General features: G+C 57.9%; 23 protein-coding genes and 1 tRNA gene. 22 read left to right on the forward strand and 2 right to left on the reverse strand.

All coding sequences use genetic code 11. The features are described from left to right. Nucleotides 1-81: 81 nt before the first annotated feature. The 16 genes from HF320_RS01360 to HF320_RS01435 all read left to right on the forward strand — a co-directional run bounded on the left by HF320_RS01360 (nucleotide 82) and on the right by HF320_RS01435 (nucleotide 12,550). Complete coding sequence (locus HF320_RS01360; protein WP_248276546.1) at nucleotides 82-498, forward strand: type II secretion system F family protein; 417 nt, start codon at nucleotides 82-84, stop codon at nucleotides 496-498. A 74-nt stretch (nucleotides 499-572) separates the two neighbouring features. Continuing rightward, nucleotides 573-734 (forward strand): hypothetical protein, encoded by a 162-nt coding sequence (locus HF320_RS01365; protein ID WP_169276735.1) that lies wholly within the window; start codon nucleotides 573-575, stop codon nucleotides 732-734. A gap of 3 nt (nucleotides 735-737) precedes the next feature. Further along, complete coding sequence (locus HF320_RS01370; RefSeq protein WP_169276736.1) at nucleotides 738-1,220, forward strand: hypothetical protein; 483 nt, start codon at nucleotides 738-740, stop codon at nucleotides 1,218-1,220. A gap of 7 nt (nucleotides 1,221-1,227) precedes the next feature. Further along, nucleotides 1,228-1,464: a hypothetical protein gene (locus HF320_RS01375; protein WP_169276538.1), complete on the forward strand. Its 237-nt coding sequence runs from the start codon at nucleotides 1,228-1,230 to the stop codon at nucleotides 1,462-1,464. Nucleotides 1,465-1,495: 31 nt separating this feature from the next. Next, nucleotides 1,496-1,942, forward strand: a complete 447-nt coding sequence (locus HF320_RS01380; RefSeq protein WP_349290680.1) for a TadE/TadG family type IV pilus assembly protein — start codon at nucleotides 1,496-1,498, stop codon at nucleotides 1,940-1,942. Next, nucleotides 1,905-4,007: a hypothetical protein gene (locus HF320_RS01385; protein WP_349290681.1), complete on the forward strand. Its 2,103-nt coding sequence runs from the start codon at nucleotides 1,905-1,907 to the stop codon at nucleotides 4,005-4,007. The genes HF320_RS01380 and HF320_RS01385 overlap by 38 nt, the downstream gene beginning before the upstream one ends. Further along, complete coding sequence (locus HF320_RS01390; RefSeq protein ID WP_248276547.1) at nucleotides 4,004-4,465, forward strand: hypothetical protein; 462 nt, start codon at nucleotides 4,004-4,006, stop codon at nucleotides 4,463-4,465. The genes HF320_RS01385 and HF320_RS01390 overlap by 4 nt, the downstream gene beginning before the upstream one ends. Further along, on the forward strand, nucleotides 4,462-4,830 hold the full coding sequence (locus tag HF320_RS01395; RefSeq protein ID WP_169276737.1) for a DUF192 domain-containing protein: 369 nt from the start codon (nucleotides 4,462-4,464) through the stop codon (nucleotides 4,828-4,830). The genes HF320_RS01390 and HF320_RS01395 overlap by 4 nt, the downstream gene beginning before the upstream one ends. A 130-nt stretch (nucleotides 4,831-4,960) precedes the next feature. Continuing rightward, nucleotides 4,961-5,033: transfer RNA gene (locus tag HF320_RS01400), tRNA-Phe, on the forward strand. Nucleotides 5,034-5,107: 74 nt separating this feature from the next. Beyond that, nucleotides 5,108-6,172, forward strand: coding sequence for a glycoside hydrolase family 5 protein (locus HF320_RS01405; protein ID WP_169276738.1), 1,065 nt, complete (start codon nucleotides 5,108-5,110; stop codon nucleotides 6,170-6,172). Between the two features lie 27 nt (nucleotides 6,173-6,199). Next, a complete protein-coding gene (gene rsmI / locus HF320_RS01410; RefSeq protein ID WP_169276739.1) occupies nucleotides 6,200-7,081 on the forward strand; it encodes a 16S rRNA (cytidine(1402)-2'-O)-methyltransferase in 882 nt (293 codons plus the stop codon). A gap of 120 nt (nucleotides 7,082-7,201) precedes the next feature. Beyond that, nucleotides 7,202-8,809, forward strand: a complete 1,608-nt coding sequence (gene metG, locus HF320_RS01415; protein WP_169276740.1) for a methionine--tRNA ligase — start codon at nucleotides 7,202-7,204, stop codon at nucleotides 8,807-8,809. Nucleotides 8,810-8,942: 133 nt separating this feature from the next. Then, a complete protein-coding gene (locus HF320_RS01420) occupies nucleotides 8,943-9,530 on the forward strand; it encodes a hydrolase (RefSeq protein WP_169276741.1) in 588 nt (195 codons plus the stop codon). Nucleotides 9,531-9,574: 44 nt separating this feature from the next. Further along, nucleotides 9,575-10,435 carry a 16S rRNA (adenine(1518)-N(6)/adenine(1519)-N(6))-dimethyltransferase RsmA gene (rsmA, locus tag HF320_RS01425; RefSeq protein ID WP_169276742.1) on the forward strand — a complete coding sequence of 287 codons (861 nt, stop codon included), beginning with the start codon at nucleotides 9,575-9,577 and terminating at the stop codon, nucleotides 10,433-10,435. Next, nucleotides 10,425-11,363: a TatD family hydrolase gene (locus HF320_RS01430; RefSeq protein WP_349290682.1), complete on the forward strand. Its 939-nt coding sequence runs from the start codon at nucleotides 10,425-10,427 to the stop codon at nucleotides 11,361-11,363. Before rsmA ends, HF320_RS01430 begins: the two co-directional genes overlap by 11 nt. A gap of 218 nt (nucleotides 11,364-11,581) precedes the next feature. After that, nucleotides 11,582-12,550, forward strand: coding sequence for a PHP domain-containing protein (locus HF320_RS01435; RefSeq protein ID WP_169276744.1), 969 nt, complete (start codon nucleotides 11,582-11,584; stop codon nucleotides 12,548-12,550). A 109-nt stretch (nucleotides 12,551-12,659) separates the two neighbouring features. Here HF320_RS01435 and HF320_RS01440 read toward each other — a convergent pair whose 3' ends face one another. Beyond that, nucleotides 12,660-14,021 carry a D-alanyl-D-alanine carboxypeptidase family protein gene (locus tag HF320_RS01440; RefSeq protein WP_349290683.1) on the reverse strand — a complete coding sequence of 454 codons (1,362 nt, stop codon included), beginning with the start codon at nucleotides 14,019-14,021 and terminating at the stop codon, nucleotides 12,660-12,662. A gap of 466 nt (nucleotides 14,022-14,487) precedes the next feature. Here HF320_RS01440 and pstB point away from each other — a divergent pair, with 466 nt between their 5' ends. The 3 genes from pstB to HF320_RS01455 all read left to right on the forward strand — a co-directional run bounded on the left by pstB (nucleotide 14,488) and on the right by HF320_RS01455 (nucleotide 17,456). Then, nucleotides 14,488-15,270, forward strand: a complete 783-nt coding sequence (pstB, locus tag HF320_RS01445) for a phosphate ABC transporter ATP-binding protein PstB (protein WP_248276570.1) — start codon at nucleotides 14,488-14,490, stop codon at nucleotides 15,268-15,270. A gap of 65 nt (nucleotides 15,271-15,335) precedes the next feature. Further along, on the forward strand, nucleotides 15,336-16,016 hold the full coding sequence (locus HF320_RS01450) for a response regulator transcription factor (RefSeq protein ID WP_169276745.1): 681 nt from the start codon (nucleotides 15,336-15,338) through the stop codon (nucleotides 16,014-16,016). 6 nt (nucleotides 16,017-16,022) lie between these two features. Further along, nucleotides 16,023-17,456 (forward strand): sensor histidine kinase, encoded by a 1,434-nt coding sequence (locus HF320_RS01455; protein ID WP_248276548.1) that lies wholly within the window; start codon nucleotides 16,023-16,025, stop codon nucleotides 17,454-17,456. Between the two features lie 42 nt (nucleotides 17,457-17,498). On the opposite strand, the gene HF320_RS01460 is transcribed toward HF320_RS01455, so the two are convergent. Further along, on the reverse strand, nucleotides 17,499-18,230 hold the full coding sequence (locus tag HF320_RS01460) for a hypothetical protein (RefSeq protein WP_169276746.1): 732 nt from the start codon (nucleotides 18,228-18,230) through the stop codon (nucleotides 17,499-17,501). A gap of 690 nt (nucleotides 18,231-18,920) precedes the next feature. Between HF320_RS01460 and htpG the strand changes: the two genes are divergently transcribed. The 3 genes from htpG (at nucleotide 18,921) to HF320_RS01475 (ending at nucleotide 26,358) form a co-directional block, all read left to right on the forward strand. Then, nucleotides 18,921-20,936, forward strand: a complete 2,016-nt coding sequence (htpG, locus tag HF320_RS01465) for a molecular chaperone HtpG (RefSeq protein WP_169276747.1) — start codon at nucleotides 18,921-18,923, stop codon at nucleotides 20,934-20,936. 467 nt (nucleotides 20,937-21,403) lie between these two features. Further along, a complete protein-coding gene (locus HF320_RS01470) occupies nucleotides 21,404-24,181 on the forward strand; it encodes a YhgE/Pip family protein (RefSeq protein ID WP_169276748.1) in 2,778 nt (925 codons plus the stop codon). After that, complete coding sequence (locus HF320_RS01475; RefSeq protein ID WP_169276749.1) at nucleotides 24,178-26,358, forward strand: YhgE/Pip domain-containing protein; 2,181 nt, start codon at nucleotides 24,178-24,180, stop codon at nucleotides 26,356-26,358. Before HF320_RS01470 ends, HF320_RS01475 begins: the two co-directional genes overlap by 4 nt. The last annotated feature ends 95 nt before the right edge of the window (nucleotides 26,359-26,453 follow it).

Raw genomic sequence — 26,453 nt, forward strand, 5'->3', positions numbered from 1 at the left:
GCCATTGCGCGCGGGAAGCGCGCGGCGTCTATGAAAAGTGGTGCGAAGAGCGAAAAAACCTCGCTCTCGGATGTGTCCGAGATGACAGATATCGTGCGCCTGGGTTTGTTGGCGGGGCTTTCTTTTGATGCTGCGCTCGAGATGTACTGCGCGAACAAGACGGGTCTGCTTTCGCGCTCGCTGGGTCGTGCCCGCATGTGCTGGCAGACGGGTATGGCTTCGCGCGAGGATGCCCTTGCCGAGGTCGCCCGGGTGACGCATGTGCGTCAGCTCGAATCGTTTGCCGCGGCGGTTGGACAGGCGCATGTGCTCGGTGCCCCTCTTGCCGATACGCTCGCTCGCCAGGGAATCGAGATGCGAAGCGCCCATAGGGCAGATGTCGAGCGCCAGATCGAGCGCGCTCCCGTCAAGCTGCTTGTGCCCACGGGGACGCTGATATTGCCTGCTTTGTTGCTGTCTATATTGGGTCCGCTGCTTGCTGCGAGCGGAATGATCTAAGGAGGAAAGAGATGGGGCATTGGTTTGAGGGCGCGAAGCAAAGACTGTATTTCTTGGTACAGAAGGCTGCGAGTATGGTTCGTATCGTTGCAAACGAGCAGAGCGCGCAGGGGACGACGGAGTACGCCATTCTTGTTGGCGTATTGGTGGTGATTGCCATTTTGGCCATCGTTGCGTTTCGCGGTAAGGTGACCGAACTGTGGGATGCAATCGCATCGGGAATTAACAGTCTGTAGATCATGAGGTCATCTTCCCGTCGCATTTTGTGGATCGCGCTTGCGTTGGCGCTGGTTTCGGTGTCACTTCTTTTGATTGCGCAAAGACAAGATAAGAAGCCATCGTCTGCCGGTGTCGAGCTTTCCGAAGAAGAGCAGCAGGCGGTGCGAGAAATTCAAAACGTCCAGACAAAAGAAAGCTCACGCGCGACGTTTCTCGATGATTTGCAGGCACAGGGATCGGTTGAGGCCGAAGGGCAATCGCGTGCGGTGATCTGGCGGGAAGAGTCTGACGTGCCGCAAAGTGCGGCAGCTGCGCTCGAAGCGTATCGGGCACAGGGCGCAGGCAAGCTTATGTGCAGCGGCTACATGGACATCAAGGGAAATGTATGGGGCGGCATCGTTATGTCTCGTACATGGGTCGACATCATCTATGTCACAAGCACCGAGGACGGTGCCGCCAGTACGCTGCGTATCGTGCGCCTGTCTGCCGAGAACGTGGGGTGAGGTGCATATGGATGAAATGGCGCGGTCATCATGCGAAGCGAAGCGCTGTAAGAAGGTGCTTTGCGAGACATCGGCGCAAGCGACGCTGGAATATGCGCTTACGGTGTTCGCACTTTTGGCAATCGTCTTGGCGCTGGGGCTACTGTGGCGTGCGGGGCAGGATGGAACCTTGGCAACGTTGGTGGAGGCGGCGGCATCGCACGGCCTTGACGCGGGAGGGCTTATCGACATCTCCTTGTATTGAGCCGGTACGCGAGTGCTCCGCTCAGGCGACGGTGGAGGCCGCATTGCTGCTGCCCTCGTTTCTCATTCTTTTGCTGCTGATGATCCAACCGGTATGCCTGCTATATACGCGAGCGGTTATGGAATCGGCGGCTTCGAGTGCAGCGCGAATCATGACTACGTCGGGAGAAGACGCCGACGAGGCGTGCCGCGCGTTTGTGCTCCGCAGGCTTCAGGCCGTGCCCAACGTATCCATCTTTCACGAGGGAGGGCCCCTTTCGTGGGATATCGAGTTTGGGCATGCAAATGGCGAAGGGGTCTCGCGCGTGAAGATTCGCGGCGTTGCCAAACCCCTGCCGATTCTTGGTGCATTTGTAAGTGCGTTTGCAGCCGGTGAGTCCCAAGGAAACGTGGCGATTGAAGTGGAGGTGCTGTATGCATCGCGCCCAGAATGGCTGGAGGGTGATTACGAAACGTGGATTTCCTCATGGGGAGCGTGAGGAGCGGGCAGATGCCGATTCGCAAAGCGGTTTGTGTGCAATCGACCTGTTCATCACGGAGGAGGGCGCCTATACGACAGTGGCATCTGCAGTGGCGATGCTCGTCGTGCTCGCTCTGCTTTTCTCGGCCGTCTCGGCGGTATGGAGTCTATCTCGCAGCGCGGATGTGCAAGCAGTTGCCGATGGGGCGGCGCTTGCGGGGTCAAACGTCGTGTCGTCCTATCACACGGCGGCAACGGTTGTCGATGCGAGTATTGCAAGTCTGGGTTTTGCCGGCCTTGCGATAACGGGAACGGGACTTGTCGCGCTGCTCGTACCGGGCGCTCGCTCTCAGGGAGTGAAGGCGATTGATGCCGGGCTGCGCATTTTGGACATGAGAAACGACTTCGCGCGTTCTGCTTCCAAAGGGTTAAAGACGCTCGAGGTGTCGCTGCCGTATCTTGTTGCGGCAAATGCAACGCGCCTGTGCGCGGAGAGCAAAACGGATGCAATGGCGTATACCGGTACAGCGCTTGCGGTGCCCTTTGCCTCGGCATCCGAGTTTCCCGCGCTTGAAGGTGAGGGTGTCAATCTCGAGGCATTGAGCGAGGCGGCGTCGGATCTGGACAAAACCGCGAGCGAGCTCGAGGAAGCGTCGCGCGAGACGGCGCAGGCAAGGAAGCGGGCCTGGATTGCCGACTGCGGCCGCGAGGGCCATAACATGCAGGAGCGCGCGTCAAGCTTGACGGGTCTTTCGCCCCAGCAGAACCCGGATTACGCCTCGAGCGTGGCCTGGAGCCCAGAGGTTGGCATCGCGCGCACGAAGGCTTATTACCAGTGGCGCTTGGATCACGAGAAGCCCGACGGCACGAGCGTCGAGGCAGCGGTCGATTCCGCGGCGAGAAGTGCGTTTTACCGATATGCGCTCGATGCGTTTGAGCCTGCTCAGGTTGTTGAGTATGACGGGAGTGTGGTCTCCACGGTTCCATTGCTGCCCCGCAACAAGCAGGAGATCAAGCAGACGGCCCTTTATACCCAGGCTTTGTGGCCCACAACGTATGAGCCCGAGGGGCAAACAATCCATTATGGTGTCGACTGCCCTGGTGCGACAGGGGCAGCGGGCCCCGTTATTTCGCTATCGGTGGCGGATGGTGGCCAGGCGCGCACGTGCGCAGTATGCCATTTTGACACGAGCGATATGGGGAAGACCCCTGCGGCTTCGACCTCTATCGACAACGGATATGAATACCATCTGCGTGAGTACACCCTTGCACTTAACGAATATATTGACTGTCGCAATCGGGAGCTCGAATTGGAGCAAAAGGCTCAAACCCAGGCAGAGGAGGCAGGAGAATCGTTCGAGGAGGCGCTCACGGCGCTTTCGTCCAAACGTCCGCGCATTGCGCCGCCCGGTCGATTTGGCTGTGTGGCGGCGGTCACCTGTGGCGAGATCGAGGCGCCCGATGCGCTTGATACGTCGTTTGCGGCAAGCCCCTCGTTGGGATCGCGCGCTGCCGTCTCCGCCTCTGCGCTAGCAAAGGACCCGGCAACGCGGGAGAACAATGTGCTCTCTCAGTTCTTCTCCACAGTGGAAGAACGAAGTTCGGATCAAGGGCCGATGGGCCTTGTGGGGAGCGTCATGGACTTGTGGGGAAGCCTGCTTGTTTCATATGACGATATGGCCTCGGGGCTGAATTCGGCGTTTGACGGACTGACCTCGAAGCTCGATGGGATGGGCCTTGGCCCGGTTGGCTCTTGGCTCAAAGGCCGCCTGACCGATGCCGTCCGCGCATTGGGCTTGGAACCGGTGGACTTGAGCCTTCGGAAGCCGGTGCTTGTCGATTCTGCCAAAGTGATTGAAAAGGCCGATATTCCTGCTGTGGCTCAAGTTCAGCAGGCGGTGCGTTCGATTCCCTTGAGTTCAACGGATCCGCGAGCGCTCATGCAGGCCTTGGGCTATCAGGTGGGGGAGTACATCGCGCAGCAGGAGTTTACGATCGCGGAGATTCCCCTTCCCGGTGGCGGGTCGATTCCGCTCACCATACGTTTGCGTGACATCGCGGGCGTTGCGGGAGGCGACAGATGATGGCTTGCATATTGGGGGAGAAGCGCGCGCAGGCGACGGTTGAGATGGCGGTGGTGGCGCCGGTGATGATTATCTTGGCGCTTATCGTCTACAACCTCATGCAGTTTGCCTGTGCGGTAGCTCGCTTTGATCGCGTGGCACCAGATATCGTGCTTGCACAAGGGGTGTCTCCCCAAGGCGATGCCACCTTGGGTAAAACCGCGACGGTGGAATCTGCATTGCAAGAGGCGATGGACCCTTATACGGTGCGGGTGGCGGTGACAAGCGAGGCAGATGAGACGTCGGGCACGGAGCTGCTTTCGCTTGTTGCTGCGCCGCAGCGGTATCACTGCGAGATGACCTTCGAACCCTGGCCGCAAAACATCGCGATTGCGGGCGTTGCGTTGGGGTCGCCTCTTCAGCTTAAGCATGAACGAACAGTGGTGATCGACCCATGGAAGCCGGGGGTGGTCTTGTGAGGTTGCTCCGAACGCGAGGGGAGACCGATTGGCTTTTGCAGGAAGTGGACCCGGTGTTGCGCATCCTTGGTTGGGAAAACATGCGCGTGGTCACGGCGCAGACCTTTTTCGAGCGTCTCTTGGGGCTGCTCGCTCCTGTCTATCGGGCGGGCATGCGCGCCGACGGGGTTGCCATTGTCTTCCCTTGTTGTTCTTCGGTACATACGTGGTTCATGAAGCGGGACCTCGATATTGTCTTTCTGGATCGCAAGGGTGCCATGTTGCGTGTCTACTGGGATGTGAAGCCGGGGCGTCTGATTTTTTGTCCTGGTGCGAGTTTGGCAATCGAGCGCGTATCGACTAAAGAGTTCCCAGGTCAAGAGTAGAAGACTCGCGCCTGTCTTGCGATTGTAGAATCCCAAGACAGGCATTTTTCAAAAAAAGTTGGGTTTTGCCGCTTGACCCCTTTCTTCGATTTGGTATAGTAATCGAGCTGTCGTTCGCGACAGACATAGTGGCCAGATAGCTCAGTTGGTAGAGCAGCGGACTGAAAATCCGCGTGTCGAGGGTTCGACTCCCCCTCTGGCCACCCTTCGAATTTTGAAAAGCGTTCGGCATCGAGCCGGGCGCTTTTTTTATCGCTCCGTTCGATAGGGGGTCGGTATGGCAGAGAGAATTCACGGCGTCAACCTTTCCGGCTGGTTTATCCCCGAGACGTGGGTCTCGCCTTCGCTCTTTGCGGCGACGGGCGCCGCCAACGCGCTTGAGCTGCAACGCGCGTTGGGGCCGGCGGTGTATAGCGAGCGCCTGCGCCATCACTTTGAGACCTTTATCACCGAAGATGATTTTCGCCGCATCGCCGCAATCGGTTTCAATTCGGTGCGCATTCCTGTACCCTGGCATGTCTTTGGTGCTCGGGAAGATGCGTTCACGAATATCCCCGCAATCGACTATGTGGACCGTGCGATTGAGTGGGCCGAGAAATATGAGCTAAGCGTTTTGCTTTCTTTGGCAACGGTGCCCGGCGGCCAAGGGGATTCCAACGAGAGCCCTACGACCCCCGAGAGCACGGCGGACTGGCATTCCTCTAAAAACGGGCGTCACGTTGCGCTTACTACGCTCGAGAAGCTGGCCGCTCGCTATGGGTCTGCCGCGTCCTTGCTGGGAATCGAGTTGCTGGACTCGCCCGTGGTGAGCGTTCGCAAGAACATCTTTACCGTGACGGATGGCATTCCCGCTCACTACCTGCGCAATTTCTATCGCGATGCCTACGCGCTCATGCGCGTGCATATGCCCGAAGAGAAGGCCATCGTGTTTTCTGCTTCGGGGCATCCGGACCTATGGAAGGGTTTTATGCGCGGCGGCAAGTACAAAAACGTCGTGATGGACCTCCACTTGTATCACTATCGCGATGAATCGGCTTGCGATATCACGTCTCCCAAGGGCATATCGCAGGCGATTGCGCGTAACAGGAAGCTCTTGCGCGAAGCCGCTTCTACTGGTTTTCCCATTCTGGTGGGTGAGTGGTCGGCTGCCGCCGTACTTTCGAGCGCGAGCATGACCCCCGAAGGCCGCGCTGCCTACGAGCGCGTGTTCGTATCGAGCCAGCTGGCGAGCTTCGACACCGCATGGGGCTGGTACTTCCAGGCATGGAAGACCGAGAAGCGCATTCCCGCGTGGGATGCTCGTGTGGCGCTTGCGCCGCTTGAGCGCGCGATGATCGACTGACGGTAAAGAGAAGAGGTAGCGCATCGTATGAGCGGATGCCTGTATATGGTGGGCACGCCCATCGGCAACCTGGGCGATATGAGCCCGCGCGTGGCAGAGGCCTTTCGTGCCGCGGACGCCATCTGTTGCGAAGATACTCGCGTGACGTCCAAGCTTTTGGCGCATCTTGGTATATCCAAGACGCTTATTCGCTGCGACGAGAACGTTATCGTCCAGCGCGCTCCCGAACTCGTTGATCGCTTGCTGGCGGGCGAGACTTTGGCGTTTGCCTCCGACGCGGGCATGCCGAGCGTTTCCGATCCGGGCCAGGTCCTCGTTGACGCTGCTCGCGATGCGGGCGTCGAGGTGCAGGTGATTCCCGGCCCCTCTGCCTGCGTGACCGCCTTGGTGGCGAGCGGTATCTCCTGCGAGCATTTTTTCTTTGAGGGGTTCTTGCCGCGTAAACACGGAGAACGCGTGCGTCGTCTAAGCGAGCTCGCGTGCGTTCCCGGCGCCTTGCTTTTTTACGAGTCGCCCCATCGTGCAGCCGCCTCGCTCCAGGCGATAGCCCAGGTGTTCCCCAAGCGCCGAGTGGCGCTTTGCCGCGAGCTTACCAAACTGCACGAAGAGGTCTTGCGCGACAAAGCCCCGGCGTTGTTGGAAACGGTTCTTGCGCGCGGCGAGATGCGCGGCGAGATGGTCATTGTCGTGGCACCTCCCGATTCCGACGAGATGGCGGGCATTGCGGTGCAGGTGGATGCTCCCGACCAGCAGGAACTTTTGGCAGAAGACATCGCTTGCGCCCTTGAGGCGGACGAACCCGCCTCTGCTATAGCCAAGCGTCTGTCGCAAAAGTACTCCCTGCGCAAGCGCGAAGTGTATGCGCGCGTGCTCGTCATGCAAGAAGAACGCGACGCCGCCGCGCGCTAGAGCTTTTGTTCAGCACCATCTGCACCTGCGCATATGTCGCAGTTTGCGCTACAATGACCTGCGGCTCATTCGCCTGCGGGGCACCATACGCCGCCGCACGTTCGTAAAAGAGGTTCATCTATGGCAGACAAGCCCTCCTTCTTCATCACCACGCCCATCTACTACGTGAACGCCGATCCACACCTGGGAACGGCCTACTCCACGATCCTTGCCGACGTGCAGGCGCGCTATCGCCGCGCTGCCGGCTATAACGTCAAGTTCCTCACCGGCATGGACGAGCATGGCGAGAAGGTGGCCGAGGCTGCCGAGAAGCACGGCATGACTCCTCAGGAGTGGACCGACAGCCAGGCTCCGCACTTTAAGGACCTGTGGAGTGAGCTCGAGATTTCAAACGACGACTTTATCCGTACCACCGAGAAGCGTCAGCATGACGCCGTTCAGTACCTGTGGGAGCGCATGAAAGAGTCGGGCTACCTGTATAAGGGCAGCTACGACGGCTGGTACTGCGTGCCCGATGAGACCTACTTCACCGAGACGCAGGTTGAGAAGGGCGACGAGGAGTACGGCAGCCAGGGCCAGCATCTGTGCCCCGATTGCCATCGTCCGCTCGAGCGCGTGCAGGAGGAGTCCTACTTCTTCAAGCTTTCCGCGTTCCAGGACAAGCTGCTCAAGCTCTACGATGAGCATCCCGATTTTGTTCAGCCCGATTTCCGCATGAACGAGGTGCGCTCATTTGTCGAGGGCGGACTGAACGATCTTTCCGTCTCGCGCACGAGTTTTGACTGGGGCATTCCCGTCCCCTTTGACGAGGGCCATGTCACCTACGTGTGGTTCGACGCCCTGCTCAACTACATGACCTCGGTGGGTTACGGCGTCGATACGCCGGAGGCCAAGGCCGAGTTTGCCTATCGTTGGCCCGCCCAGTTCCATATCGTGGGCAAGGACATCATCCGCTTCCATTGCGTGATTTGGCCTGCCATGCTCATGGCTATCGGCGAGTCCCTGCCCGAGCACGTTTTCGCTCACGGCTTCCTCATGGTGCGCAACGAGGAGACCGGCAAGGGCGAGAAGATGTCCAAGAGCCGCGGCAACGCCATCGCTCCGCGCGAGGTCATCGACATGCTCGGCGTCGAGGGTTACCGCTACTACTTCATGACCGATGTCGTTCCGGGTACGGATGGCGCCATCAGCTTTGATCGTATACAGCAGGTCTACAATGCCGACCTTGCCAACAGCTGGGGCAACCTCATTTCCCGTTCGCTCAACATGAGCGCCAAGTACTTCGATGGCTGCGCCCCCGCGCGTCCTGCCGATGCCGCCGCGTTCGCAAACCCGCTGGCGCAAATCGCCGAGGGCCTCTACGATCGCTACGCTGCCTGCATGGACAAGGTCGATTACGTGGGCGCCAAGGATGCCGTGATGGAGCTCATCCATGCTGCCAACCACTACATCGAGGATTCCGAGCCTTGGGGCTTGGCAAAGGACGAGACCAAGCACGACGAGCTGGCGTTTGTGATCTACAACCTCCTCGAGGCGATTCGTATCGCCGCTCACCTGCTGGCACCGTTTATGCCGCAGACGAGCGCGGAGGCCTTGCGTCGTATCGCTTGCGCCGATGAGGCCCAATGTGACGACCTTCGCGCCGCTTGCGCATGGGGCGGTCTTGCCGGTGGTGCTCTCGTAGAGAAGGGCGATCCGCTGTTCCCGCGTCTTCAGGCCGACAAGTAAACGCCATAGTCGTTTGCTATAACGCGGTGTCGCGCCCTCGAGCAATCGGGGGCGCTTTTTATGCGTACTTGCATGAAGAGAAATGAAGAGAAGTAAAATCATGCGGGATACATGCCAAAAGTAGGAGATGTATATGATTCCTTCGCCGCAAGAAGCCTATGAGCTGCTCAAGCAGTACAACTCCGACCCGTTCCACCTGGCGCATGGGCGCATTGTGGGCGAGGTCTTGCGTTGGTATGCCGTGGATATGGGCCACGCGGAGGATGTCGACCTGTGGCAGACCGTGGGCACGCTTCACGACCTGGACTTTGAGATGTGGCCCAACGAGCATTGTGTGCGCGAAGAGCAGCTCATGCGCGAGGCGGGTATCGACGAGGCTGTGGTGCGCGCTTGTTGCAGCCATGGATGGGGTCTTACGGGCACGCCTTATGAACCCGAGTCCGATCTTGAAAAGGTCTTGTTTGCAGCCGACGAGCTTACCGGCCTGATTGGCGCCGCGGTGCTGATGCGCCCCTCCAAGAGCGTTGATGATCTGACGGTCAAATCGCTCAAGAAAAAGTTCAAGGACAAGAAGTTCGCCGCCGGCTGCTCGCGTGAGGTTATTGCTCAAGGTGCCGAGCGCCTGGGCTGGGATCTTTCCGAATTGATGGAAAAGACTATCGAGGCCATGAAGGCGAGTCCCTCTGCCCCTCATGGTGAGGAAGCTGCGGACTCCGAATAACACGCGCGCCATACCTGCGCTCCGACGAGAATGAGGATAGTTTCATGACGCAATCGCCGCTTGCAAGCGCTTCTGCCACGCGCCAGCTCCTTGAAGAGTTTGGCCTTGCGACAAAGCATCGCCTGGGTCAGAACTTTTTGATCGACAATCATGTAATCGAGCGCATTTGCAACCTTGCGGAGCTCGATGGAAGCGAGCTGGTGCTCGAGGTGGGGCCGGGTATTGGCACCCTCACTTTAGCGCTTACTCAGGAGGCATCGCGCGTGGTCTCTATTGAGGCCGACTCCGAGCTGGAACCGGTGTTGGCATCGCACGAGTACGATACCGATAATTTCCGCTTTATCATGGGCGACGCCCTTAAAGTGACGCCGGAGCAGATCGCGCAGGTAGCGGAAGGCGAGCCCACGGTCTTTGTGGCAAACCTGCCCTATAATGTTGCCGCGACGATTATCTTGCAGTTCTTCCAAACCATGCCTGCGCTCAAGCGCGCGGTGGTGATGGTTCAAAAAGAGGTTGCCGATCGTATCGCCGCAGCTCCTGGCAACAGGACGTACGGTGGCTATACGGCAAAGCTCGGACTCTATGGCACGGTGACGGGGCGCTTTGAGGTGCCGCCGCGTTGCTTTATGCCTGCCCCGCATGTCGATTCTGCCGTGGTGCGTATCGACCGCGTGGACATGGCACTGCCCGATGGTCTGGGCGAAGAACAGGTGGTGCGCGTGATCGATGCCGCCTTTGCCCAGCGCCGCAAGACCATTCGTAATTCCATGAGCGCAAACGGGTTTGAGAAAGACGTGCTCGATGCCGCCTTCGCCGCCGCCGGCATCGCGCCCACGACGCGTGCGGAGACGCTTGCGACTCCCGATTTCATCGCGCTTGCCCAGGAGCTTGAACGTGTTCGATAGCATCAACCCGCCGACATTCATCAAAAAGAAGAAGACCGTCGAGGCGCCCGATCCTTGGGCCCCTTTGTACGACACCCATGCGCATCTGCTCTCGTTTTGGGACAAGGACCCGCTTGAGTGTTTGAGGCGTGCCCGCCGTGCCGGCGTGGATGCCCTGGTGACGCTCATCGACCCCGTGGGCGACAAGATGGACCCTGCTGCTTTTTCGAAGTGGTTGCGCACCTCGATTATCGAGGCCGTACCGGCAGGGGAGATTCCCGCTCTCAAATATCTGGCGGGTGTGCACCCGTATGGTGCGCTCGATTATACGGACGATATCCATGCGCGCATCGAGGCGGCACTTGCCGATCCTCTCTGTGCGGGCATCGGCGAGATTGGCCTTGATTATCACTTCGATGCCGAAGACGATGTGTCGCCGTGCGACCACGACGTGCAGATGTCTTGCATGGCTCGTCAGCTTGACCTTGCCCGTGCGCATAACGTGCCGGTCGAGCTGCATCTGCGCCACGAAGCTTCCGACGCACAGCGTACATCTCATGTGGATGCCGAGCACGTCTTGCGCGAAGTGGGCATACCGCAGGCGGGATGCGTGCTTCATTGCTTTGGCGAGGACCGTGCCACGATGGAGCGCTTTTGCGACCTGGGGTGCTATATCGCCTATGGTGGAGCGGCTACGTTCAAGCGCAATACCGAGGTTCGCGAGGCCTTTGCGGCAACGCCTCTCGATTGTCTGCTTTTTGAGACCGACTGCCCCTATATGGCACCCGAGCCCATTCGCGGCCTTGAATGCGAGCCCGCGATGATCGGCCTTACGGCCCGTGCCCTTATTAACGATCGCGTCGACCGTACGGGAGAATCTGCCCAGGTTATCGCGCAAGCAGCGTGGGATAACGCCCAGCGTCTGTTTGCCGATCGCTCGGATGTCTAATCTCGGCTCCTAGCACGATATCCCGTTTGCTGGCATAAGATTGCCAATGCGCTTACAAACCGTCGCTTCTATGAGACGCGGGAGATAAAGCATACGCATGTCAAGCTCACGATGGGGCTGTAGGATCGGCATCTTTTTATAATGCGCGGGCAATCGAATTGTCTGCCCGCGCGACGACGGTGTAGGATTGCCTCAACCATCACGAGAGGGAGGGTTCTATGTCTAAGAAAAAGCCTTGTGAGCTTAAGGGAACCGCAGGCGCGATTGCGGCTATTCCGTATCGTGAGCCGCAGCAGGCAGATAACCATTGCCTTGAGGGCTCATGGGACCTGCATACTCATTCGACGTTCTCAGACGGCGAATATACGGTAGATGAGCTTATCGAGCAGGCACGTGCGTGCGGATTGGCACGTCTTGCCATCACCGATCACGATAGCGTATCTCAGCTATCCTTCATTCGCGATCGAGCGCGTGCTCTCGACTTTCCGGTGCTTGCGGGGTGCGAGGTCTCGGCCATCAACCCCAAGACTGGCAAGAAGGTCCACATTCTGGCGTATGGTCTTGAGGCTACACCCGACGGCTCGGGTCCGCTTGAGCGCATCGTTGCCCAAACGCAGTACTTGCGCACGGCGAACAGCCTGTGGCAGGCTTGGCGCCTCAAGCAGGCAAACGTTGAGTTTTCGGGCAAGCATCTCTCCATCGATGAGGTCTGTGAGGTTGCCGCCCAAAGTACGAGCGTCTACAAGACGCATATCATGCAGGCGCTGACGGGGCGCCCTAAAAACGATCCCGACTATCAGTTCTGCTGGGATGTGTTCTTCAAAAAGGACGGTATCGCCGCGCGTTCCATCGAGTATCCCAAGGTAAAAAAGGTTGTGCGCGCCATTCGTGAGCAGGGCGGCGTGCCGGTGCTCGCCCACCCGGGTCAAAAAGACTCGTGGTCTGCCATTCCCGATTTGATTGCCTGCGGTCTTATGGGCATCGAGGCGTATCATCCTTCGCATACGCCCGATGACGTTGATCGCGCCTTTGAGGCGGCAGAGCGTTTTGGCCTGTTCGTTACCGGCGGCAGTGATTTCCATGGACGCTACAGCTCGGCTCCTTGTTTAGGTACCGCGTACCTGGCGCCGCAGGAGGCCACCGAGCGTCTGGAGGCCCTTTTCGAGATTGAGCAAACGCTGCAATAGGATTGGGCTTTCGGCGCCATCGGCCATTCAAAGCGTGATGCAAAACGAGCCTGTGCAAGACCGCGGGTCTGCACAGGCTCGTTTTTGCGTATCGATATGCCGGGACGTATTACTTCGTGCCGTCGATCTCTAGGGGCGAGGGCGCTGTGGCGACGAGGCTGGATTCTGCTTGTTGCGGCTGACCCGTCACCAGGCGGAAGAGGCGGTCAAGCTGGACCAGACACCACTCTAAAGGATTTGGTGCCGCCTGGTCTTGGGCGCAGACGAGCTTGACGGTGGCGACGGTATGGCCGTCCTGCACAAGGGTGAGGGTGCCCGCATCGTCACCGCGCTTGATATCGCCCGAGAGCGTCTTGAGGTCGAGTTTTTGCTTGACCTCTCCGGCGAGGCTGAATATCTGTGCCGTTTGCGTGGGATCCTCGGCGGTGACGTCGATGGTTTTATCGGTCCAGTCGGAGTCGGTGGCGCGCGCTACGAGCAGTTGGCCATCCGCTGCGGTCATGTTTGAGGTGACGGCGGGGTAGTCGACGATATGGTCGTAGTACCAGTTGGCAAGGGTGAGGGTGTCGGCAAAGCGTACTTCGTCGCCATCGCATCCAAGCACAACGGTGTAGATTTCGCCGCCATTCTCGCGCGAGAACGCGCCCACAAAGCACTGCAGGGCTTCGTAGGTGCCGCCCGTTTTTCCGCCGATATTGCCGTTCGTGCCCAAAATCTTGTTGCGTTCGACCATCGTGATCTCGCGCTTGGTGCCATCGGCGCCGGTGACGTGCGCGACATTATCGGTAGAAGAGGTAAGTGCACGGAAGTCGTCATTGCGCATGGCGTAGGAGAACATGGTTGCGACATCGCGTGCGGAGGAGTGCATGTCGCCTTCCCAGCCGTCGAAATCAAGGCCGTGAGGGTTGGTGAACTTGCTGTCCATGCCCAGCTCCTGGGCTTTTTTGTTCATGGCGTCGATGAAGGTGCCGTAGGGGTCGTCGGAAGAGGGGTCGATAATCGCGCCGACGGAGCGCGCAATCGCCATGCCGGCGTCATTGCCCGAGGGGATGAGAAGTGCCCTCAGCGCCGTCTCGAGTGTCATGGTGTCGCCCTCTTTGAGGTCCGCTGAAGACTGACCCACGGTTGCCGCGGCGTGGTCGACGGTGATGGTGGTGTCGAGCGGGGCATTGTCGAGCGCCACGATGGCTGTCATGACCTTGGTGATCGATGCAATCTTTACCTGCTCGTCGGCCGCACGCTCGTAATAGACGGTGCCGTCTTTGCCCACCACGATGGCGTGAAGTGCCGAGATGTCGGGACGGTCTGCCGCGGCGTCCTGGCGTTCGGATTCGGCAGTGCCGCAGACGATATCGGTGTCGGGTTGGTCGGCCAGTGCAACGGCGGGCATGGCCGTGATGCACAGGGCGCAAAGAAGTGCTGCCATAAAGGCAGAAAGACGAAGGTTCAGGGCGTTATGGCGGGTGCTCACAATCGCTCGCTTTCATTCAGTGTCGGAGGGTGATGTCAGCGCAGTCGCGCAACGGCTCCCAGTATAGCTGCAATTGACCTGGAGAGGGCGGTTGGGCCGGGCGGGACGGGCCTATATATCGTCCTGGCGCAGTTACGCAGAGAGGGTTCACCCGTTCGAGGCGAACGGGTGAACCCTCTCGAGTATGTTTGAGCACAGGACGATATATAGGCCCGCCCCGCCTGCCCAAACCTGCCTCGAGGCAAAACCTTTCGCAAGCTGCGTCTTTACGATTCCCTGACATATCGCTTATTCCGTCATGAAAGCGTACGCGTACTATCGGCAAGGTACCGTTGAAATGATTGAGGAGGTATCGCGCGTGAGTGAATCTGCTGTTGATATAGCGCCTGTTGAGGTTGGTCTCGATCCTGCAGATGCCATGGCCCTGGCGGCCAAGGAGGCGCATGAGCGCGAAATGATGGGGGAGATGCCGCAGGATGCAGTGCGGCTGCCTCATCATGAGGTGCGCATGTCGGTGTCGCATCTTGACCTTTTCTATGGCGATCACCAGGCCCTCAAAAACGTGAATATCGACATTCGCGAACGTGAGATCACCTCGTTTATCGGTCCTTCTGGCTGCGGAAAGTCGACGCTGCTTCGTTGTCTCAATCGCATGAACGACTACGTAAAGGACTGTCGCGTAGAGGGCAAGATTACCCTCGATGGCCGCGATATCTATCACGATTACAACGTCACACGCCTGCGTCAGCGGGTGGGCATGGTGTTTCAGCGTCCCAATCCTTTTCCAATGAGCATTTACGACAACGTGGCATACGGTCCGCGCGGACTTGGTATCAAGAGCCGCTCTGAGCTCGATGGCATTGTCGAGGAGTCGCTACGTTCCGCCGCGCTTTGGGATGAGGTCAAGGACAAGCTCAAGGCATCGGGGCTGGGTCTGTCTGGTGGCCAGCAGCAGCGTTTGTGCATCGCGCGCGCCCTTGCGGTCAAGCCCGAGGTCCTGCTTATGGACGAGCCCACGAGCGCCCTCGACCCCGTCTCGACGGTGCAGATTGAGCAACTCGCATGTGAGCTGCGCGAGCAGTACTCGCTTGTGGTGGTCACACATAACATGCAGCAGGCTTCGCGCATTTCGGACTCGGTGGCGTTTTTTCTGCTGGGCGAGCTTATCGAACATGCGCCTACGGCAGAGCTGTTCCGCGCGCCTAGGGATTCGCGTACGGCCGATTACCTGACGGGCCGCTTTGGCTGATATGGCCCGGTGGCGCATGTTGCCGGTGTATGATGGCACGCAGATGCAAACGGGAGGAGTACCTCATGATTTACTACGTGGAAGACGATGACAACATTCGAGGGCTTACCCTGTATGCACTCAAACAGCAAGGCATCGAGGCAGAGGGGTTCTCGTGCGACAGCGAGTTCAAAGCGGCGGTCGCGCGTCGCGTACCCGATGCCGTGCTCTTGGACATCATGCTTCCCGACACCGATGGCCTCGAGATCATGCGTCGCCTTCGCGCCGATTCCGAAACCGCAACGGTGCCCATCATGATGCTTACGGCAAAAGATACCGAGCTTGATAAGGTTGTTGCCCTTGATGGCGGCGCCGATGATTACCTCACCAAGCCCTTCTCGCTCATGGAACTCACCAGCCGCTGCCGCGCGCTTCTTCGCCGCGGAGGTATGACCAAAAAAGTGAGCGACACGTTGTCCTCCCAGGGCATCACACTGTCTCCCAGTCGTCGCGAGGTCGCGGTTGACGGCAACGAAATCAAGCTCACGCTGCGCGAGTTCGACCTTCTTGAGTACCTTATGCGCAAGCCCGGCATCGTCTTTTCACGCGAGGCCCTGCTGCAAAGCGTTTGGGGCTGGGACTTTGACGGCGGTTCACGCACAGTTGACGTACACGTGCAGACGCTCCGTCAAAAGCTGGGCGATCATGCCTCTTGCATCGAAACGGTGCGCGGCGTGGGTTATCGCTTTGCTGGACACGAGGGGTAGTCGAATATGGCGGCGGCAATAGCTGCGGCGGCGCATCGATCGCTTTCGAAGCGTGTGTTTGGAACTATCTTCACCATCGCCATGGTGATCATCGTGGCGCTTACAGGCGTGGGTACGGCCCTTATTCAAAACCGGCTGGCGACGCTTACACATGAGGAGATTTCCAACCAGCTCGATGTCGTGGCGGCGGCGCTCAATGGGTCGGAAGACGAGATTGCGATGCTGTCCCATCTTGAGCTTGATAATGCGCGCGTCACGTTGGTGAATCTCGATGGATCTGTGCTCTACGACAGCCAAGAATCCCCCGCAATGATGCCCAATCATAAAGATCGGCCCGAGATTTCCCAGGCCTTTAAAGAAGGCAGGGGCTCTTCCGAGCGTTCGAGTTCAACGCTTGGTGAGGTCATGCTCTATGAGGCGAAACGATTGGATGACGGGCGCGTGGTTCGCCTCTCGCAGGCCCAGTCGGGCTTTTTGACTGTGCTGCTTTCGGTAATCGGTCCCATTCTCGCTATGGCTCTTGTCTGCATTGTCGGCTTGCTTTTTGTGGCCCGCCGCGAGGCCCGCGCGATCATCGCGCCCCTGCGTGATGTGGATCTTGACCATCCGCGTCGGAATGCCGATGCCGCGTATGCCGAGATGGTCCCCATGCTCGAGCGTATCGAATCGCAGCGCCAGGAACTTAAACGGCAGATGCGCGTTTTGGCCGATAACGACCGTATGCGCCGCGAGTTTACGGCAAATGTAACCCACGAGCTCAAAACGCCGCTTACAACCATTTCGGGCTACGCCGAATTGATTGAGAACGGTTTGGTGGCGAGCGAGGACGACCAGCGTGATTTTGGCCGTCGTATCCATAACGAGGCCACGCGTCTTGCGGCGCTCGTCAATGATATCTTGACCCTTTCGAGTCTCGATGAGGCCGAGCGTGGCGACGCGGAGGTTTCGAAGAGCGTTTTGGGCGCCTCCGAGCCGGTTGACCTATCACGTGTCGTGGATGCGGTCTGCCAGCGCTTGGAGCCGGTTGCAGATGCGGGCGGCATTGCCTTGGGACAAGATACGGGCCCGGTAATCGTTTTTGGCTTGCCGCGTCTGCTTGACGAGATGATTTACAACCTGACGAATAACGCCATTCGCTACAACTGCGAGAACGGTTCGGTCAACCTGTACTGTGGCACCGATGATGAGGGCCGTCCGTATGTGCGCGTGCAGGACACCGGCATCGGTATTGCTCCCGAGGAGTGCGGCAAGATTTTCGAGCGCTTTTATCGAGTGGACAAAAGCCGCTCTAAGGCGCGTGGCGGTACGGGTTTAGGACTCGCCATCGTCAAACATGCTGCGGTTTTTCACCATGCGCAGATCGACGTGCAAAGCGAACTTGGGCAGGGCACAACCATCACGGTGCTCTTCCCCGTGCAGGACCCTTCGCTTTGGAGTTAAGGCTTCGCTTTGTCCAGTGCGTGCTTCGTGTAGGAACGGCTGCTATCGAGTTCTTGTGCCGAGCGTGTTCCAATCGATAAAGAGCTTGTGACGCAGGGCTTTTTCTGCTGCCTGCTCCCCTGGCGTCTTTGGCTTGACGGGTACGCCAAGCTTGAGTGCGATAAGCTCCTTTACCGCTTGATAGCTGCGCTCGTTTGAGAACTGCTTATAAGATAGTTGGATGACCTGGATTCCCATGCGTTCTAGCGCCGCCGCCCTATCGGCATCGGAGATTCCAGCGGCTTCGCTATCGTGGATACTGCGGCCTTGGCACTCGATATCAAGGGCGGGATGTGATCTGCTTGCCTCTATATAGATGTCGGCAAAGCAATGGTCGTGTCCGTAGAGTGCTCGGGCTTGCTTGTTAAGGCGGATGCGGTGATTGTTCTGGATGGGAAGACCTTCGCCTCCAAGCCTTCGCGAGAGGCCCAGCAAAATGGATGCCTGTACCTCAAAGGGGGAAGCGCAGGTCCCTGTTACGCGATCGATGGCCCAGGCGAGATTTTTGGACCCGCGCAGGCCCTTTGTCTGGTCGAGGAATGAACGAAGCGATTCGGGACTGGTTACCGGGTCTCGTTTCCAGAGCGATGTCTGGGCATCCTTCGTATCGACGACCCGTTTCCATCCGGCGTTTTCGGGGATAAAGCCCTGATCGGCAGCCTCCTTGAGCAAGCTCTCGGTTTGTACTGTCGGTTGAAAAACGGAGAACGAGCCGCAAAGTTCATAGGTTGCCATCAAAAGCTCAATGCGGTCGATGCTGGGCGCCATAGTAAGAAGCGTAAGCTCGGGCCCGGCGAGCAAAAAGCCGTGATCGGTTTCTTGGATGCAGCCAAACGGAAGCTCTCCGCCAACGAGATGCGATTGATAGGTGGCGCCGGAATTAACAGCGGACCTTGCGCGAACAAGGCGATGAATGGGGGTACCGAGCAGGTCAGAAGCCGTGCTGCACGATGCGAGCTTGCGATGATTCGAGTCTTGATATGTGCCCGGTAACGGGGGATAGAGCGCTCGGAGTTGTGGGGGAACCCGGTGAAAGCGAAAAGCGCTCTGTGCACAGACGATTTGAGGCATTAAAACCGATCCATTCAAGCCGCGTCGAAAGAAACTTCCTGATTTCAGTAGCAGTATGGGTATTCGCTGAGTAGAGGTGTCTTTTTCAAAGAAAAAGACCAGATAATGAAACGCTGTTTATAGAGTCTACTAGGCAAAATCAAATACTGGTACTGAAATCAGGAAGTTCCTCCGGCGACCGGTTGTTTTGAAGAGGCTTACCGTCTCTTCATCCTTGCTTTATGCGAAAAATGAACTAGCAACGTATATATGCGCGATGTTGGGATATAAAATCTAAGTCTCAACGTATGAGGTCTGATGCAGCCCGCCTGTCGGGCTGTTTTTCGGGCGCCGTCAAAGCGAAAGGATGCGTATATGCGCAAGTTCAAGACAGAGAGCAAAAAGCTGCTCGATCTGATGATCAACTCCATCTATACCAATAAAGAGATCTTCCTGCGCGAGCTTATCTCCAACGCTTCTGACGCTGTGGACAAGCTCAATTTCAAGAGCCTTACGGATAATGATGTGGATATCGACAGTGCCGATCTTGCCATCCGTGTCTCCTTTGATAAGGACAATCGTACGCTTACCATTTCGGATAACGGCATTGGCATGACTGCCGAGGAGCTGGAGAAGAACCTGGGTACCATTGCCCATTCCGGCAGCCAGGAGTTCAAGACCGAGAATGCCGAGAGCCAGGGCAACGATGTGGATATCATCGGCCAGTTTGGCGTGGGCTTTTACTCTGCCTTCATGGTAGCGAGCCGTGTGCGCGTTGTGAGCCGCGCTTTTGGTTCTGACGAAGCCAACATGTGGGAGAGCGACGGCCTTGAGGGCTACACCATCGAGCCCGCCGAGCGCGCCACCCACGGTACCGATGTTATTCTGACGATCCGCGAGGACGAGGGCGGCGAAGACGGCGAGGGCTTTGATGCCTACCTGTCCGAGTGGGGCCTCAAGAACCTGATCAAGCAGTACAGCAACTACGTGCGCTATCCCATCCAGATGATGGTCACCAAGCATCGCCAGAAGCCCACGCCCGTGGATGCCGACGAGAACTACCAGCCTGAGTGGGAGGATTACCAGGAGCTCGATACCGTCAACTCCATGACTCCCATCTGGAAGAAGCGCGCCTCCGAGGTTGAGCAGAAGGATTACAACGAGTTCTACAAGAGCACCTTCCATGATTTCGAGGACCCGGCGCGCACCATCTCGTTTCATGCAGAAGGTACGCTCGAGTACGATGCCCTGCTGTTTATCCCTGGTCGTGCGCCGTTTGACCTGTATAGCAAGGATTACGAGAAAGGCCTCTCTCTTTACAGCTCCAACGTGCTGATTATGGAGAAGTGCGCCGATCTGCTGCCCGACTACTTCAACTTTGTGCGTGGCGTGGTCGACTCTGCCGACGTTTCCCTCAACATCAGCCGCGAGACTCTGCAGCAAAATCGCCAGCTGCGAGCCATTGCCAAGCGCGTGGAGAAGAAGATCTCTTCCGACCTTGAGGATATGCGCGATAACGATCGCGAGGCGTACGAGAAGTTCTTTGAGAACTTTGGCCGTGGTCTTAAGTACGGTATCTATTCGAGCTACGGCATGAAGGCCGATGAGCTTGCCGACCTGCTTTTGCTCTACAGCGCCAAAGAGCAGAAGATGGTCACGCTGGCTGAGTATGCCAAGGCGATGCCTGCCGACCAAAAGGCCATCTACTACGCTTCTGGCGACTCCCGTGAGCGTCTGTCCAAAATGCCCGTGGTGACGGGTGTACTTGCTCGCGGTTACGACGTCTTGCTGCTTACGGCCGATGTCGACGAATTCACCTTCCAGGCCATGCATTCCTACAAAGCCCAGGGCTTGCCCAAGGTTTACGAGGACGATGCCGCTCGCGAGGCTGCCGAGAAAGCCGTTGCCGACGGTGCCGAGCCCGAGACCGAAGACCGTACTCTCGAGCTCAAGAACGTGGCGACCGGCGACCTCGATCTTGCTACCGAGGACGAGAAGAAGGATGCCGAGGAGGCAACCAAGGAGAACGAATCGCTCTTCACGGCGATGAAGGACGCCTTGGGTGACAAGGTTGAGAAGGTTGCTGTTTCTGCACGTCTGACCGACGCCCCCGCCTGCATCACCACCGAAGGCCCGCTTTCGCTGGAGATGGAGCGCGTGCTGCGCCGCGATCCGTCCGCGGAGGCCGAGGGCATGCCCAAGAGCCAGCGCGTACTCGAGCTCAATGCCAAGCATCCCGTCTTTAAGAAGCTCGTTTCTGCAAATGAGGCAGGCGATGCCGAGAAGATCAAGCTGTACGCCGGCCTTCTGTACGACCAGGCGTTGCTGGTTGAGGGCATTCTTCCCGAGGATCCCGTGGCGTTTGCCGCAAGCGTCTGCGAGCTAATGTAGTTTAACGCCTGCGAATCCCTTTGGGCCGGTCCCCTTCACTCAGTCGAACGTGGTTGCACGAACGTTCGCCCGACTGAAGGGGACCGGCCCTTCTCTTATGGCGTTGGGAATATACTGCGGGGATATCTGCTTGTGGGGTTGTGCCGCTCTCCCCGGGAGTGTGGCTTTGCGAACACTCCCGGGGAGAGGGCAGACGCAACTTGGTAGCCGTAAAAACGTTCTGTTCGAGCCTGGTCCCCATCCCTTCCCCCGGAATGTTCGCGAAGCCACATTCCGGGGGAAGGGATGGGGACCAGGCTCCAAATATCGAAACGATTTGGAGAGATTTTCTACAAGTGTACATTTATATACACTTGTAGTATATTTCGTTGCGTTAAAAATAAGGCCTGGACTGCGCAGATGTACAGATGTACGCGTAGAATAGGCTTAAATGTAGCTCACTCGAACTCGTGATTGGACGGCTCTGCGTGAAAAAAGCCCTCGCAATCTTCAGGCGCGACATCAAACGACTGCTCTGCAATCCCGTTGCGCTTGTCATCACCATCGGCGTATGCATCATTCCGTCGCTTTATGCGTGGTACAACATCGTTGCCAATTGGGATCCGTACGGAAACACCCAGAACATAAAAATCGCTGTCGCCAATAACGATAAAGGCACTACCAACGATTTGGTGGGCGAGCTTAATGCTGGCGATGAGGTTATCGACAAACTCAAGGACAATGACCAGCTGGGCTGGACCATTGTGGACTCCGAAAAGGAGGCCAAAGAAGGCGTCGAGGCGGGGAAGTACTACGCCGCGCTCGTCATCCCGTCCGACTTTAGCGAGGGCATGCTGAGCATGCTCTCCGGCGACTTCCACCAGCCCAAACTGACCTACTACGTCAACGAGAAAAAGAGCGCCGTTGCCGTCAAAGTAACCGATACGGGTGCAAATACGGTGGAAGAGCAAGTTAACGAGACCTTTGTCTCCACCGTGAGCCAGACGGTGGTGGAGATTGCGCAGAGGGCAGGCGTCGACTTGGAGGCGGGTGCGCAGACCGCCCAGGACAACCTTGTCCTGACCATTCAAAACGCAAGCGGCTCGGTGCAGAAGGTGCGCGATGCACTCGATGGCATGACCGGCACGATTGATACCACCAAAGATGCCATTGCTTCGGCAGATGCCGCACTCGGCGGCTTGAGTGGGCAGATGCCCTCCCTCAACGATGCCCTCGACCAGGGAAATCAACTTCTTACGTCGACTCGCACCTCTGCTGCCAAGCTCCACACCTCGCTTTCGGGCGCTCTTGCGCAAGGCAGCACGGGCTTGGCGCAGGCTTCGTCAAAGGCGAACGCTGCCGTGGGTAAGCTCTCGGGCACGGTGATCGCTGCCCAAACCAAGGTCGACCTTGCCCTCTCGGATGTTCAGGGTCTCGTGGATAAGAACAATGCCGCCATCGAGGCGCTGCGCAGTACGCTGCCCGACGATGCCGAGTTCAATAGCTCTATCGCGCGGATTATCTCTTCGCTGCAGCAGCAAAACGACAACCTGGCCGGCGTTGTGAGCGGCCTTCAGGCGCAAAGCGACGCTATCAAGACGGATGCCGACAATCTTGCCAACGCCTCTGATTCCATCAATACGAGTGTGCAAGATGGCGTGACGGCGCTGGGAAAGATGCAAGAAGACCTCAATACCAGCGTGATTCCGCAGCTCAATTCGGGCCTCGATTCGTTCTCTGATTGCTCGGGGGACCTTAAGGGCGTTCTGGCTTCGCTTACTCCCACCATTTCTCAGGCGCGCTCGTCGCTCACCCAGCTTTCTTCCCTGCTCGACCAGGCGAAGGCTACGCTCGCCGACACGAGTGATCAGCTGGCGACGATTCAGCAAAAGCTCGATGTGGCCGCAAACGACGTTGCGGCACTTCGCAGCTCCGAGGTGGCGGGCCAGCTTGCCGACCTGCTCGACGTCAATGTCGACGACATCGCCGACTTCATGACCTCGCCGGTGAAGATCAAGAGCAAGGTGGTGTACCCCGTGGCGAGCTTTGGCTCGGGCATCGCGCCGTTCTACACCAATCTCGCCCTGTGGGTGGGCGGCTACGTGCTTATCGCCATCTTCAAACTCGAGGTCGATCGCGAGGGCATTGGCGCCTATACGGCAAAGGAGGGATATTTTGGCCGCTGGCTGCTGATGATACTCTTGGGAATCATGCAGGCGATTATCGTCTGCGTGGGCGACCTGATCATTGGTGTTCAGTGCCTGCATCCGGTGCTGTTTGTCCTTGCGGGCATGTGCATCTCGTTTGTCTACGTGAATATCATTTACGCGCTGAGCGTGGCCTTCAAGCACATTGGCAAGGCTATCGGCGTCATATTGGTCATCGTGCAGATTCCGGGATCTTCGGGCATGTACCCCATCGAAATGATGCCGCCCTTCTTTAACTGGCTGCACCCGCTGCTGCCTTTTACCTACGGTATTAACGCCATGCGCGAGTGCGTGGGTGGCATGTATGGCATGAACTACATCATCAACCTGGGCGTGTTGTTTATCTTTGTGGCAATCGCTTTGATGATCGGCGTGTGGCTGCGCCCCTTGCTGCTCAATCTCAACCTGCTGTTCGATCGCCAGCTCGCCGCAACCGGTGTGATGATCTGCGAGAAGGACGACTTGCCGCGCCAGCGCTACTCGCTGCGCACGGCCATGCGTGCTATTCTCGATACCGCCGGGTTCCGCCAGGCGCTGATCGAGCGCGCAGCGCGCTTTGCTCGTACGTACGGCAGTCGTGTGAAGGCGGGCTTCTTCGCCATCTTTGCCGTACAAATCCTGCTCTTTATTCTGACGTCCACGCTCGATTTGGATAACAACGGGCGCATCTGGATGCTCGTGTTGTGGATCGTTAGCGTTATTGTCATCGCCGCCTATCTCATCAATCTCGAGTACGTGCGCGAGAGCCTTAATACGCAGATGCGCGTCTCCGCTCTGTCTGACGAGAGCCTGCGCAACGAGATCCGCGAGCACACCTCGGCTATGCCTGGAGTGGCAAAGATGTTTGGCGTGTCGGTAGCACCGCAGCCTACGGCAAAGACTGCCAAAAAACCCGCTGACGTCGTTGACGATGCCGATGAGGACACTGCCGCTAACTCCGCACCTCTCGGCGCCCATGCGGAGCCGGGCGTGGTGCAAGATTTGGATGTAATCGCTCCCTTGCCGGGGGCGCACCTCAAGCAAGACGATTCAAACACGAAGGGCGGTGATGCCGAATGAAAAATATCCTGAAGCTTTTCCGTCGTGACTGCGAAAATGTGCTCCATAGCGTTATCGGCATGGTCGTGGTCGTGGGTCTTGTTGTGGTTCCTGCTCTCTACGCTTGGTTCAACATTGCGGGCAGCTGGGATCCGTATGGCAATACCGGCAATCTCAAGGTAGCTGTTGCCAATGCCGACAAGGGCTACAAGAGCGATTTGATCCCCGTCGAGGTGAACATTGGCGACTCGGTGGTCAACTCTCTGCGTGCCAACGATAGCTTTGACTGGACCTTTGTGGATAAGGACGAAGCGGTCGATGGCGTCAAGTCGGGTAAGTACTATGCCGCCGTGGTGATTCCATCCGACTTCAGTGCGAACATGATGACGCTGTTCTCTACCGAGGTGAAGCATTCGGATATTGAGTATTACGAGAACCAAAAGGTCAACGCGATCGCGCAGATCGTGACCGAAAAGGGCTCCAGCGCTGTCCAAAACCAGATCAACAAGACGTTTACCGAAACGGTTGGCAATATCGGTTTGGCAACCGCCTCGAGCTTACTTGAGTTTATGGATAGCGACCAGGTGGCGAACTTCGTGGCGCATCTGTCCTCCTCGCTGGGCGATGGGGCCAATGAACTGACGCGTGCTGGCCAGTCGGTGTCCTCCCTTTCGGATGTCCTTGCGTCTTCCTCGGACCTGCTTGCCAACGCCGGTTCTTCGTTATCGCAGAATTCGAGCACGTCTGACGCGGCAAGCCAGCTTCTCACGGATGCTCAAAACGGACTTGACGATATCAAGTCCGCGCTTTCGGGGGCCTCATCTTCCATCAATCAGGCGCTGCGGGATAGTGCCGGCAGTTTTGATGCGGTATCGAGCGCAGTGGACCAGGCGTTTACTGACGCAGGCAGCCATGTGGACCTTACCGTGGGCCAGCTTAACGATATCGCCGGTAACTTGAGCTCGCATGCCGAGGAGATTCGCGGTATCCAGCAGGAGATCTTGGATTTAAAGACCAAGTTCCCGCAGGTTTCCGCCCAACTTGACCAGGTTGCTGCGAGCGTGGGCAAGCTTGCCGATTCGTACGATACGCTGTCGAGCGGCATTTCGGATGCGGCTTCTAAGCTGTCTTCCGGTGCGGCAGACGTCGCTGCGACCAAAAAAGAGGTCACTGATCTGATCGCGCAGGTCAAGTCGGGCATCGGCGGCGTGAAAGACGACTATGAGGGCAACCTGAAAGATCAGGCTTCTCAGCTCCAGTCCACCATCTCGGGCATTGCCGCCTCAAGCGCCGATATCTCGAAGAATTTGGATGACACGGTGGCGTCGCTTTCTGATGCAGCCGCTTCGCTGAGCGGCAACCTCAACGACCTCAATGGCGTGTTGAGCGACACCTCAACAGCGCTCACCAATGCGGGCAAGGACCTTTCCACCATCAAGGAAAAGCTCGATACCGCGGTTGCCAATAACGACCTTGAGTCCATCCGCTCGATTATCGGCGAAGATCCCGAGGGCCTTGCCGATGCCCTTGCGGCGCCGGTGGGAATCGACCGCAAGGCCATTTATCCCATCAAGAACTATGGCAGCTCCATGGCGCCGTTCTACACGATTCTCTCGCTGTGGGTGGGAAGCATCGTCCTTGCCGCCATGATGAAGGTGTCGGTGGACGATAAGCTGCTCAACGAGCTAAAGCCGTTCCGTTTGCACGAGATTTACCTGGGCCGCTACATGCTCTTTGGCATGCTTGCGCTGTGCCAGGCGACGCTCGTGTGCCTGGGCGACATTTTGTTCTTCCGCATCCAGTGCATCCATCCGTTCCAATTCATCTTGGCGGCATGGATCGCGAGCCTGGTGTTCTCTAACATCATCTATACCTTTACCGTTTCGTTTGGCGATATCGGTAAGGCGCTTGCGGTGGTGTTGCTGGTCATGCAGGTGGGCGGTTCGGGCGGCACGTTCCCCATCGAGATGACGGCGCCGTTCTTCCAGGCGGTCTACCCGTTCTTGCCCTTCACGCATGGTATTGCGGCCATGCACGCGGCCATCGCGGGTTCATATGGGGCTGAAGTCTGGATCGAGATGGGTATCCTTGCCCTGTACCTGTTGCCGTCCTTGGCGCTTGGCCTGCTGTTCCGACGTCCGGTGATTCGTGCGAACAACTGGATTATCGAGAAGCTCGAGGAGACGAAGCTAATGTAGCGCTTGCGCTGTCTGCGCTTAGGTTTGGCGCTTCTGTAGATGTGCGAGGCAAAGCTCATGCGGCGCGGTATACAATAGCGCCAACTCGATGGTAG

Origin of the sequence: Collinsella acetigenes (assembly GCF_012844445.1) — a bacterium.
Classification (GTDB): Bacteria; Actinomycetota; Coriobacteriia; order Coriobacteriales; family Coriobacteriaceae; genus Collinsella; species Collinsella acetigenes.

Excerpts from the sequence above, each read along its gene's own strand:
- HF320_RS01360 (WP_248276546.1), top strand. The coding sequence starts at position 82 with ATGACAGATATCGTGCGCCTGGGTTTGTTGGCGGGGCTTTCTTTTGAT.
- HF320_RS01365 (WP_169276735.1), top strand. The coding sequence starts at position 573 with ATGGTTCGTATCGTTGCAAACGAGCAGAGCGCGCAGGGGACGACGGAG.
- HF320_RS01370 (WP_169276736.1), top strand. The coding sequence starts at position 738 with ATGAGGTCATCTTCCCGTCGCATTTTGTGGATCGCGCTTGCGTTGGCG.
- HF320_RS01375 (WP_169276538.1), top strand. The coding sequence starts at position 1,228 with ATGGATGAAATGGCGCGGTCATCATGCGAAGCGAAGCGCTGTAAGAAG.
- HF320_RS01390 (WP_248276547.1), top strand. The coding sequence starts at position 4,004 with ATGATGGCTTGCATATTGGGGGAGAAGCGCGCGCAGGCGACGGTTGAG.
- HF320_RS01405 (WP_169276738.1), top strand. The coding sequence starts at position 5,108 with ATGGCAGAGAGAATTCACGGCGTCAACCTTTCCGGCTGGTTTATCCCC.
- rsmI (WP_169276739.1), top strand. The coding sequence starts at position 6,200 with ATGAGCGGATGCCTGTATATGGTGGGCACGCCCATCGGCAACCTGGGC.
- metG (WP_169276740.1), top strand. The coding sequence starts at position 7,202 with ATGGCAGACAAGCCCTCCTTCTTCATCACCACGCCCATCTACTACGTG.
- HF320_RS01420 (WP_169276741.1), top strand. The coding sequence starts at position 8,943 with ATGATTCCTTCGCCGCAAGAAGCCTATGAGCTGCTCAAGCAGTACAAC.
- rsmA (WP_169276742.1), top strand. The coding sequence starts at position 9,575 with ATGACGCAATCGCCGCTTGCAAGCGCTTCTGCCACGCGCCAGCTCCTT.
- HF320_RS01435 (WP_169276744.1), top strand. The coding sequence starts at position 11,582 with ATGTCTAAGAAAAAGCCTTGTGAGCTTAAGGGAACCGCAGGCGCGATT.
- pstB (WP_248276570.1), top strand. The coding sequence starts at position 14,488 with ATGCCGCAGGATGCAGTGCGGCTGCCTCATCATGAGGTGCGCATGTCG.
- HF320_RS01450 (WP_169276745.1), top strand. The coding sequence starts at position 15,336 with ATGATTTACTACGTGGAAGACGATGACAACATTCGAGGGCTTACCCTG.
- HF320_RS01455 (WP_248276548.1), top strand. The coding sequence starts at position 16,023 with ATGGCGGCGGCAATAGCTGCGGCGGCGCATCGATCGCTTTCGAAGCGT.
- HF320_RS01460 (WP_169276746.1), bottom strand. The coding sequence starts at position 18,230 with ATGGCAACCTATGAACTTTGCGGCTCGTTCTCCGTTTTTCAACCGACA.
- htpG (WP_169276747.1), top strand. The coding sequence starts at position 18,921 with ATGCGCAAGTTCAAGACAGAGAGCAAAAAGCTGCTCGATCTGATGATC.
- HF320_RS01475 (WP_169276749.1), top strand. The coding sequence starts at position 24,178 with ATGAAAAATATCCTGAAGCTTTTCCGTCGTGACTGCGAAAATGTGCTC.